At 62.3% G+C, this 10,691-nt stretch carries 8 protein-coding genes; 4 read left to right on the top strand and 4 right to left on the bottom strand.

Annotation, left to right across the window (positions count from 1 at the left end; genetic code table 11):
* The 3 genes from ACK6AU_RS16925 to add form a co-directional block, all read left to right on the top strand.
* On the top strand, positions 1 to 1,106 hold a 1,106-nt coding region (locus ACK6AU_RS16925; protein WP_409300179.1), incomplete at its 5' end, for an adenosine deaminase.
* A 33-nt stretch (positions 1,107 to 1,139) separates the two neighbouring features.
* Positions 1,140 to 2,465, top strand: a complete 1,326-nt coding sequence (locus ACK6AU_RS16920) for an MFS transporter (protein WP_409300177.1) — start codon at positions 1,140 to 1,142, stop codon at positions 2,463 to 2,465.
* Positions 2,466 to 2,469: 4 nt separating this feature from the next.
* Positions 2,470 to 3,486, top strand: a complete 1,017-nt coding sequence (add, locus tag ACK6AU_RS16915; protein WP_409300175.1) for an adenosine deaminase — start codon at positions 2,470 to 2,472, stop codon at positions 3,484 to 3,486.
* Positions 3,487 to 3,540: 54 nt separating this feature from the next.
* Here the strand turns inward: add and ACK6AU_RS16910 are convergent, their stop codons facing one another.
* The 4 genes from ACK6AU_RS16910 to ACK6AU_RS16895 all read right to left on the bottom strand — a co-directional run bounded on the left by ACK6AU_RS16910 (position 3,541) and on the right by ACK6AU_RS16895 (position 9,941).
* Positions 3,541 to 4,095, bottom strand: coding sequence for a TetR/AcrR family transcriptional regulator (locus ACK6AU_RS16910; RefSeq protein ID WP_185700494.1), 555 nt, complete (start codon positions 4,093 to 4,095; stop codon positions 3,541 to 3,543).
* A gap of 112 nt (positions 4,096 to 4,207) precedes the next feature.
* The gene (locus ACK6AU_RS16905; RefSeq protein WP_185700495.1) at positions 4,208 to 5,611 is read right to left on the bottom strand and encodes an efflux transporter outer membrane subunit; all 1,404 of its coding nucleotides are present in this window, start codon (positions 5,609 to 5,611) and stop codon (positions 4,208 to 4,210) included.
* A gap of 5 nt (positions 5,612 to 5,616) precedes the next feature.
* Positions 5,617 to 8,760: a multidrug efflux RND transporter permease subunit gene (locus ACK6AU_RS16900; protein ID WP_409300172.1), complete on the bottom strand. Its 3,144-nt coding sequence runs from the start codon at positions 8,758 to 8,760 to the stop codon at positions 5,617 to 5,619.
* Between the two features lie 26 nt (positions 8,761 to 8,786).
* Complete coding sequence (locus ACK6AU_RS16895; RefSeq protein ID WP_185700497.1) at positions 8,787 to 9,941, bottom strand: efflux RND transporter periplasmic adaptor subunit; 1,155 nt, start codon at positions 9,939 to 9,941, stop codon at positions 8,787 to 8,789.
* Between the two features lie 166 nt (positions 9,942 to 10,107).
* Between ACK6AU_RS16895 and ACK6AU_RS16890 the strand changes: the two genes are divergently transcribed.
* Positions 10,108 to 10,671 (top strand): helix-turn-helix domain-containing protein, encoded by a 564-nt coding sequence (locus ACK6AU_RS16890; RefSeq protein WP_185700498.1) that lies wholly within the window; start codon positions 10,108 to 10,110, stop codon positions 10,669 to 10,671.
* Positions 10,672 to 10,691 lie beyond the last annotated feature (20 nt).

Here is a 10,691-nt window from a genome sequence, read left to right as displayed (position 1 = left end):
GATCAGAAGGGCACTCGACCATGATTCAAGATCCCGTCCTGGGTGACTTCCTGCGGCGTATTCCCAAGACCGACCTGCATATCCATCTGCTGGGCGCCATTCGCCCGGATACCCTCGTGGCCCTGGGGCGTAAGCATGGCCTGTCGTTGCCGGCCGGTGACGCGCGGCAAATCTATCGATACCGGGACTTTCCAGGCTTCCTGAATGTCCTGCGCCTGGCCGGGCAATGCCTGGTGGACCGGGAGGACTTTGCCCGGGTGGCCTACGAACTGTTGGAAGACGCCCACCGCAAGGGCAATTGCCGGCACCTGGAGTTGTCGTTCAACCCCACGGTGTTCCTCGATAACCAGGTGCGCTACCGCGTGGTGGTGGATGGCCTGATCGACGGCATGAACGCCGCCCGGAGCGATTTCGCCATGTCCAGCTTGCTGGTTCCCTGTATCGACCGCGAACGTCCGGCAGGGGTGGCCCGGGCCATGGTCGAGCAAGTGCTGGAGCATCGACGTGACGAAGTGGCCGGCATCGGCATGGACTTCGCCGAGGGCAAGGGGCCGCCGCAACGGTTCATCGAGGCCTACCAACTGGCGGCGCGCCATGGCCTGCGGCGCACCGCCCATGTCTGCGAGGACAACCAGCCCCTGGCGCTGGCGCCGCCCACTCACCTGCGGACCTGCATCGAGGCGCTGGCCTGCGATCGCGTCGACCATGGCTACAACCTGCTGGCCGACCCGGAAGCGGTGATTGCGGCCCGGGAGCAGGGCATTGCCTTCAACGTCACCGTGTGCACCGCCAAGAAAAGCAACCTGGGCAACCGCATGGACGCAATCAAGCTGATGCACGATGCCGGCCTGCGCTTGAACATCGGTACCGACGATCCCTACCTGCACCACACCGACCTGGAACACTCCTGGGCCAAACTGTTCAGCCACTGCGGCTGGGGTATCCACCAGGCTCGCCAGCTGGCCCTGGCCGGGGTCGATGCCTGCTGGCTGGATGCTGCTGCCAAGCGGACGTTGCATGAGACGTTCTCCCGGGAAATCGACCGGCTCATCGTCCAGGTCTGGTCCCGGATCAAGCCGCCCTACATCGGCGAACGGGCCGCCTAGGCCAAGCTGTCGCGACGTTCGGGAGTCATCATGATGAGCCATGCCAAGCCCCGGCACCTGCGCCGCTCACAGTGGACGGCGGTGGTGCTGTTGATGTTGATGGGCATCGTCAATTATTTCGACAGAAGCACGGTGGCGATCGCCAACCATTTGTTGAGCGCCGACCTGTCGCTGTCCGCCACGCAGATGGGCTGGATTTTCTCGGCCTTCTCCTGGGCCTATGCCTTTGCGCAATTGCCCAGTGGGGCCCTGGTGGACCGCAAGGGGGCGCGACTGGTGCTCGGCTGGGCCCTGGCGGCATGGTCCGCGGCCCAGGCGGTCTGTGGCCTGGCCACCTCGATGTCGCAGTTGCTGGTGGCGCGGGTCTGCCTGGGCGTCGGCGAGTCACCGCAATACACCGGCGGGGTCAAGGTGGTCAGCGACTGGTTCCCGGTGAGCGAACGCGGCCTGCCCACCGGTGCGTTCCTGGCTTCCACCACCCTGGGCTCGATGATTGCGCCGCCGTTGCTGACCAGCTTGATGGTCACTTTCGGCTGGCGCGGCATGTTCGTCATCATGGGCGTGGTGGGCGGCTCGCTGGCGGTGGTCTGGCTGGTGGTTTATCGCGATCGCAACGAGGGGCGGCTCGGCCCCGAGGACCAGGCCTACTTCCAGGACGACACCGAGGTAGCGGTGCCCAAGGCCAGCTTCGCCGACTGGAAGGGCTTGTTCCTGCATCGCACCACCTGGGGCATCGCCCTGGGGTTCGTCGGCGTGATGTACATGGTGCTGCTGACCCTGGCCTGGTTGCCCGGGTACCTGGCCGGAGAGCGCCAATTGGGCGTGGAAGGCACCGGCTGGGTGCTGACCATTCCCTACCTGTTCGCGACACTGGGCATGTTCAGCAGTGGCTGGGTGGCCGATCGCTTGATCGCAGCCGGTACCAGTCCCATCGCCAGCAGGAAGCTGCCATTGATCGCCGGCTTGTTGGGCGGCGCGTTGTTCTGCGTGCCTTCGGTGTTCGTCGACAGCATCGTTGCCTGCATCGCCTACCTGTCGCTGGCGATGTTCTTCGTCAACTTGGCGGGTGGTTCGGCCTGGGGCCTGGTGAGCGTGGCGGCGCCGCCCCAGCTGGTGGCGTCGCTGGGCAGCATCCAGAATTTCATCGGCTTTTTCGGCGGCTCGTTCGCCCCGGTGGTGAGCGGCTGGATCATCGACCGTACCCACTCCATTGCCCTGGCCTTCGTATTGGCGGCGGGCGTGGCCTGCCTGTCGGCCTTGGCCTATTTCCTCTTGGTCGACCGGCCGATAGCCGCCACGGGCGACCAGGGCCCCACTCAACGCAATGAACCCGACGTGATAATAAAAACAGGAGCCTGATCCGATGTTACCGACCACCCTTACCCACGATTTCATCAAGGGCCTGCCGAAGGCCGAATTGCACCTGCACCTGGAGGGCACGCTGGAGCCCGAACTGAAGCTGGCCCTGGCAGAGAGGAACCGGGTCGATATCGGCCAAACCACCATCGAGGAGATCAAGCGCAGCTACAGGTTCGATTCGCTGTCGTCATTCCTGCAGGTGTACTACCCGGCGATGAACGTCCTGCAGCAGGAGGAGGACTTCTATCAATTGGCCATGGCCTACCTGCACAAGGCCCGGGAACACAATGTCCGCTATGTCGAGCTGTTCTTCGATCCCCAGGCCCACACCAGCCGTGGCATCGCTTTCGAAACCGTCATCAACGGCTATCACCGGGCTGTCCGCGAGAGCCGTGCCCTTGGCGTGGAAACCGCCCTGGTCATGTGCTTTTTGCGGGACATGTCCGCACAGTCGGCCGCCGACACCCTGGAACAGGCCTTGGTGCACCGGGACAAGATCCTCGGGGTCGGCCTGGACTCCGACGAGAACGGCAACCCGCCAAGCAAATTCCGCGAGGTGTTCGGCAAGGCCAGGCAGGCGGGTTTCCACCTGACCATGCATTGCGACATCGACCAGCACAATTCCATCGGCAATATTCGCCAGGCCTTGCTGGACATCCAGGTCGACCGCCTGGATCACGGCACCAACATCGTCGAGGACCCGGAGCTGGTGGCCTATGTGCGGGACAAGGGGATCGGCCTGACGTGCTGCCCGGTGTCCAATGGCTTCGTCGGCGACATGAAGGGCAATGAGATCCTGCAATTGCTCAGGGCCGGGGTGAAGGTCACGGTCAACTCCGATGACCCGGCGTACTTCCAGAGCTATGTGTCCGACGACATGTTCGCCCTGGCGCAGAACTACCCGATGACCCCGGCCGAGATGGTGCAACTGGCGCGGAACTCCTTCGATGCCAGTTGGGCGTCGGCTGACAGGAAGGCTGCGTACCAGCAGGAGATTACCGACTACGTGGCGGGTTATTGAGGGAGAAGGACGGCCTGCCCGAGAATATCGGCAGGCCGGTGTTCCGCGAGCCTTTTAGGCACGCAGTCCATTGAGCAACAGGTCTGTGGCGATGTTCTCCAGGCCCAGTGATGCAACACGGCCCGCCAGGGCCGACTCTGCCAGGCCGGCGAGGGCGTAGTTGAAGAGGTCGGTCAGGCCGATCGCCGTGAGGCCGATCTTGAACAGCCCCTCTTTTTGCCCTCGGATGAAGAAGGCTTCCATGATCTGTTCATAGGTCTGCAGTTTCTGGTCGACCTCCTGTGCACGCGGGGTCTGCGGGGAGCGTCCATAGCTCAGCAGAAAGGCGCAGGCGTCCTTGTGGGCCAGGTGGTTGTGCACCAGCCTGGAGAAGGCCTCCACCAACGGCAAGCTATCCTGCAGGGCTGATTGCGCGGCCTCCAGCATGGTGCTGACGCAGCGCTCGCGCAGTGTGTCGATCAGCTCTTCGCGCGTCTTGGCGTATCGGTAGAGGGTGGTCTTGCCGATGCGTACGGTTGTAGCCAGCTCCTGCAGGGAGGCACGTGGATTACGAGCCAAGGCAATGACGAGTTCGCTGATGACGTGCTCGTCAATGACTGCTGTTCGCATGTGAGTTCCTTCCTTCACTGGGACAAACGCAAAAGTCTACATGGCCAGTCGGTGATTGGGGCAAATTGGCGGATACCGCGCTATCGGTTCCCCATAGCGCGGCATTGCGGGTTCAGTACCAGGCACCTCCCAGCGCCCGGTACAGGGCAACCAGTGCCAGTTGCTGCTCAGTGCTGATCCGGATCAGGCCGAGCTGATCATTGAAGTGGCTGCGCTGGGCCTCCAGGTAACGCAGGTGATTGTCCACGCCCCGCTCGTAGCGAGCCTTGGCCAGGACCAGGGCCTCGCCACTGGCTCCGGCCAGTTCGTTTCTTGCCTGGACCTCCCGGTGCAGGGTGTCGGTGGCATCCAACGCATCGGCCACTTCCCGGAACGCGGTTTGTACGGTCTGTTCGTAGCTGGCCACGGCGGAGTCCTTGCGTACCTTGGCCAGGTCCAGGTTGGCGCGGTTGCGCCCGCCGTGGAACAGAGGCAGCTCCAGGTTCGGGATGAAGGTCCAGGCACGCGAGCCGCCGTCGAACAGCCGAGACATCTCGGTACTGGAACTGCCGAAGGAGCCGGTCAGGGTGATACGCGGGAAGAACGCCGCCCGGGCGGCTCCGATATCGGCATTCCTGGCCCTTAGTACATGTTCGCTGGCGAGGATGTCGGGGCGTTGCTCCAGCAACTGCGAGGGTGCCCCGGGGGAGAGTTGCTGGAGGATGCGCCTCTGCTCGCCCGGTCGGGTGGGCAACAGCTTGGCAGCATCCTGTGTACCCACCAGCAGGACCAGGGCATTGCGTGCCTGGCGCAGCAGGCGTTCGCTGTTTTCCAGGTCGGCCCTGGCATGTTCCACCAGGCCACGTGCTTCCTGAAAGTCCAGGGCGGTAGCCGTACCGTTGGCCAGCTGTTGCCTGACCAGATTCAGCGAAGCTTGGCGTGCCAGGAGAGTCTGGTGGGTCAGCAGGCGTTGACGCTGGGCTCCCTCCAGATTGAGATAGCCTTGGATTGTCTCGGCAATCAGGGCAATGCGTGCGCTTGCTGCCGTTTCTTGTGCTGCCAGGAAGTGCTCCAGTGCCGAGTCGCTCAGGCTGTTGAGCCGGCCGAACAGATCCAGTTCATATTCGGGGAGACTCAAGCCGACCTTGTAGCTGGATGCGACGCCTTCCTTGCCTGAGCTGGAAAGGTCGGCTGGCACATGGGCGCGATGGGCACTGGCATCGGCGTTCAGCGATGGCAGGCGTTCACTGCGCTGGATGCGGTATTGCGCCCTGGCAGCCTCGATATCCAGCAGGGTCTGGCGGAGCGAGCGGTTGTTGCCCAGCGCCGTCTCGACCACCTTGAGCAAGTGCGGGTCGGTGATGAACGCCCGATATCCCTGGTGCCGAGCCTGGCCTGGGGATACCTGCTCCGGCGACTGTGGCCATTGCTCGGCCACGGGCAAGCCCGGGCGTTGGTGCTCGGGCGCCAGCGAGCAGCCGGCGAGTGCCAGGAGCAAAGCCACCAGGGCTGGGTGTTGGTGATGAATACGTGTCACCGGAGTTACTCCTTCAGTGCTTCTGGAACCGTGTCGTTTGGCTGCTGCATGGGCCGCTTCCTGGGCAACAGGCCCAGGACCGAGACGAAGAAGATCGGTACGAGTATCACCCCCAGGAAGGTGGCTGAGATCATCCCGCCAATGACCCCGGTCCCGATCGCCTTCTGGCTGGCTGCGCCGGCGCCGACGGCCAGAGTCAGGGGTATCACGCCGAGGATGAAGGCCATCGAGGTCATGATGATCGGGCGAAAGCGCAGGCGCGCCGCCTCAACGGCTGCCTCCTTCAATGAGCGGCCTTGTTCGAGCAGATCCTTGGCGAACTCGACGATCAGGATCGCGTTCTTAGCCGCCAGCCCGATGATGGTGATCAGTCCCACCTTGAAATAGACGTCGTTGGGCATGCCGGCGATGGTCACCGCAGCCACGGCACCGAGGGCTCCGATGGGAACGATGAGCATGACACTCATGGGAATGGCCCAGCTCTCGTAGAGCGCCACCAGCAGCAGGAACACCACGACAACCGCTAGAAGCAGCAACTGACCGGCCTGTCCGCTGGCGACTTTTTCCTGATAGGACAGGCCGGTCCACTCGTAGCCGATCCCGGCGGGTAGCTGGCTGGCCAGCTTCTCCATCTCCGCCATGGCCTCACCGGTGCTGGTGCCCGGCGCGGCATCGCCGGCAATCTTGATGCTGGGGTAGGCGTTGTACCTGACGATCTGCACCGGGCCTTCTTCCCATTTCAGCGTTACGAAGGCGCTCAGTGGCACAAGGTTGCCGCTGCTGTTGCCGACATAGAGATTGAGGATGGTCTCTGGCCGGACCCGGTCCTCGGCCCGGGCTTGGATCACTACCCGTTGCTGGCGTCCGGCATTGGAGAAGTCGTTGATCACCGCAGACCCGAAGGCATTGGCCAGCGCGTTGCTGATGGCGTCGAAACCCACCCCCATGGCCTGGGCTTTTTCTCGATCGATGGCTACGCGCAATTGTGGTGCTTCGTTCAGTCCTTCCATCATGGCGTAGAGGATCTTCGGGTTGGCGTTGGCTTTTTCCAGCAATTGGTCCCGTGCTTCGAGCAAGGCTTCACGTCCGACGTTGCCGCGATCCTGCAAGCGCAGGGCAAAGCCTCCGGAATTGCCAAGGCCTTCGATGGGCGGCGGACTGATCGCCAGTACAGTGCCGTCCGATGCCTGGGCAAAACGTTCGTTGAGTTTCTGGGTTTCGACGGCAGCGGATTGTTCGGTGTCGCGTTCGGCCCAATCCTTGAGGCTAGGGAAAATCAGCGCGGCATTCTCGCCCATCCCCGAGAAGCTGTAGCCCATCAAGAGGAACGTGGACGCCGTGGCGGGGCGAGCTAGCAGGTACTGTTCCAGTTCGTCGCTGACGGCCGATGTGCGCTCGCGGGTGGCTCCGGGCGGCAACTGGATGTCGACGATCGTATAACCCTGGTCTTCGTTGGGCACGAATGATTCCGGGAGCCGCAGGTAGGTCAGGCCCAGCACTGCCAAGAGGCCCGCGTAGATCAGCATGTAGCGCCCGGTCTGTTTCACCAGGCGAGTGTTGAGCACGCTGTAGCGCTCGGTCAGGGCAGCGAAATACCGATTGAACGCGCCGAAGAACCCGCGCTTTGGCTCATGGCCGTGAATCACCGGCTTGAGTAGGGTGGCGCAGAGTGCGGGGGTGAAGGTCAGGGCGAGGAAGCCGGAGAACAGGATGGAAATGGCCAGCGAGATGGAGAATTGCCGGTAGATCACCCCTACCGACCCCCCCATCAGGGCCAGCGGCAGGAACACCGCGGCCAGGACCAGGGTGATCCCGATGATGGCGCCGGACACTTGTTGCATCGCCTTGGCCGTGGCCTCGACCGGAGACAGGCCCTCCTCGGCCATGATCCGCTCGACGTTCTCCACCACCACGATGGCGTCGTCTACCAGGATGCCGATGGCCAGTACCATGCCGAACATGGTCATCATGTTCACCGAGAAGCCCAGCAGGTACATCACGCCCAAGGTGCCCAGCAGGCACACCGGCACCACGATGGCCGGGATCAGGGTGTAGCGCAGGTTCTGCAGGAACAGGAACATCACCAGGAACACCAGAACCATCGCCTCGAGCAGCGTGTAGATGACTTTCTCGATCGCGACCTTGACGAATCTGGAAGTGTCGTAGGGCACGACGAACTCGACGTTGTCCGGAAAGTACGGGGATAGTTCGGCGAGGCGTGTCTTGACGGCCTCGGCGGTGGCCAGGGCGTTGGCACCTGGCGACAATTGCACGGCGCTGCCTACGGCAGGTTGTCCGTTGAGGCGGGTGGCAAAACTGTAGTCCTGGCTACCAATCTCCACACGTGCCACGTCGCGGAGCTTGACCTGGGAACCATCGGTGTTGGCCCGCAAGACGATTTCGCCGAATTCGGCTGGCGTGCTCAGGGTGCCCTTGACCGCCAGGGTCGCGGTGACCTGTTGTTTGCCGGGTGTTGGCGCGGCGCCGAAGCTGCCAGCGGGGACTTCGACGTTCTGGGCTTTGATCGCGTTGCTCACGTCGTCGATGGACAACCCGAAGCCGATCAGCTTCTGGGTATCGACCCAGACTCGCATGGCCCCCTCTGCGGCAAAGAACTGCAGCTTGCCGACTCCCTGCAAGCGGCGGATCTCCGGGTTGATGGTGCGCGCCATGTAGTCCGCCAGGGCGCTGGTGTCATCGCCGGCTTGACTGTTCTTGTACTTGAGGGCGTAGATCATCAGGAAGCCGGAAGTGGTCTGCTCGACCTCCAGCCCTTGAGTGAGCACCGGTTGGGGTAGCCTGGCCTCTGCCTGCTTCAGGCGATTCTGCACGTCGACCTGGGCCAGGTCCGGATCGGTTCCCGGACTGAAGGTCACGATGATTTCGGCCACGCCGTTGGAGTTACTGGCGGACTCGAAATAGAGCAGGCCCTTGGCGCCGCTGAGTTCTTCCTCGATGACACTGGTAACGGAGTTGGTCAGCGTCGTGGCGGAGGCGCCAGGATAGGTTGCATAAATGTTGATCTGTGGTGGGGCGACATCCGGGTATTGCGCCACTGGCAAGGAGGGGATCAGCAAAAGCCCGAACATCGAGATGAACAGGGCCACGACCCAGGCAAAGTTGGGACGCTGGATAAAAAACGCAGGCATGGTGGGTTCCTCTGCTTCTTGCCGCTTCAGTCAGTCGACGTCTGTCGCGGATGATTTGCCGAAGGCGTGAGGTTGACCTTGTCGCCTGCGCTCAGGCCGTCCAGGTTGCTCACCACCACCAGCTCGCCGGTCTTCAGACCCTCGGTGATGTGCCAGCGTGATGCATGCATGTCTCCCGTCTGGACCAGGCGTGGTTCGAGCAGATTTTCATCATTCACCACCCAGACCTGTGCCTGACCCTGCTTGTCACGCTGGATGGCCCGTTGCGGCACCAGGACCGCCTGGTGATCGGTGCCCTGGGGAGCGCTGACCCGAACATACATGCCAGGCAGCAGCAAGCGATCTTCATTGGCAAAGTGTCCGCGCAGGGTTACCTGTCCGGTACCGGGATCGACCGCTACATCGGCAAACAGCAATTCGCCTTCGCGGTTGTATCGGGTGTCGTCTATCTGTACCCGCAGGCGTTGGTCGGAGTCGGTCGAGAGTGTGCCGTCGGCCAATGCGGCCTTGAGCCTGATGGCTTGCGAGGCTGACTGGTTGAAGTCCACATAGATCGGGTCAAGCTGCTTGATCTCGGCCATTAGCGAGGCCTCGCCCTGGCCGACCAGTGCTCCCTCTGTGACCATAGCCTTGCCGATCTTGCCGGAAATAGGAGCCCTGACGTAGGCGTAGCCCAGGTTCAGTTGGGCCGTCTCCAGGTCTGCCCGTGCGCTGTGCTGTGCCGCCTTGGCGCGTTCCAGCGTGGCGACAGCGGTGTCGAAATCCTCCGAACTGATGGCATTGATCGCGACCAGAGGTTCGTAGCGCTTGACCTTCGATTGAGCATCCATGACATCGGCGCTGGCTTTTGCCAATTCACCCTGGGCCCGGGCGAGCGCCGCCTTCATGGGGGCCGGGTCGATCTCGAACAGCAGGTCTCCGCTCTTGACCTCGGCCCCTTCTTCGAAATGGCGTTTGGTGACGATACCGGCAACTCGGGCACGGATTTCCGCAACGCGTATCGGTTCGACCCGCCCGGGTAGCTGGGCGGTCAGTTGCAGTGTCTGGGAGGCGACTCTCTCGACGCTGACCAGCTTGATGGTCGGCTCTTGTGCAGGTTGCTCCTGCAGGCATCCCGCAAGGCTGGCCGGCGTCAGGCAGGTTACTAGTGCCAGGACTCGGCAGCGGACTTTGCTATCCATTTTTCCCCTCAAAGGCTTAACGGTTTAAAGGGGTGGGATGATTTCATTTGGATTTTTTTGGAGCAATATTGATCCACAATGATTTACAGTGTTTCATTTGGTGCTAAATGTTTCATGGTGCTCCCGTCAGGTGATCGGGTCACCACCGGCTAGCAGGGAGTAGGAAGTGTTCAGGAACAGCCCAGACGAGCGCACATTGCGCTTATTGGCCCAGGCCATTGCAGCTCGGCCCCACGCCACCTTGAGGGAGCTTGCAACGTTGGCGGGGATGAGCAAGGCGAGTCTCCATCGGTTCTGCGGTACGCGGGACAACTTGGTCGAGATGCTTCTCGATCATGCTTCGAAGGTGCTCAATCATCTGGTTATTGGGGCAGAGTTGCATGCCTCCAGTCCGGGTAGCGCCCTGCAACGTTTGACCGCCAGGCACCTGGAGCAGAGCGAGTTCATTCATTTCCTGATGTTCCAGACTCCCCCCGATACCTTGAGGGAGTCCAACGGTGGCGAGCGTTGGCGGGGCTATATCCAGGCCCTGGACGAGTTTTTCCTACAGGGGCAGCAAGCAGGCGCTTTCCGTATCGAGCTGTCAGCAGTGGCCATGTCGGAATTGTTCATGGCGACGGTATGGGCGGTCATCGATGCCGGGCGGCGAGGGCGGATTGCTCGTGCCGGATGCAGCCATATGATCGAGACCTTCTTCCTTTCGGGAACTGGACGGCAGCGGGGTGATTGAGACCTGTGCGGTTCAGTGAC

Source organism: Pseudomonas sp. KCJK8993 (genome assembly GCF_046230915.1).
Lineage (GTDB): Bacteria > Pseudomonadota > Gammaproteobacteria > Pseudomonadales > Pseudomonadaceae > Aquipseudomonas > Aquipseudomonas piscis.
Note: the sequence above shows the minus strand (reverse complement) of the source record. Positions and strands in the feature narration are given on the sequence as shown.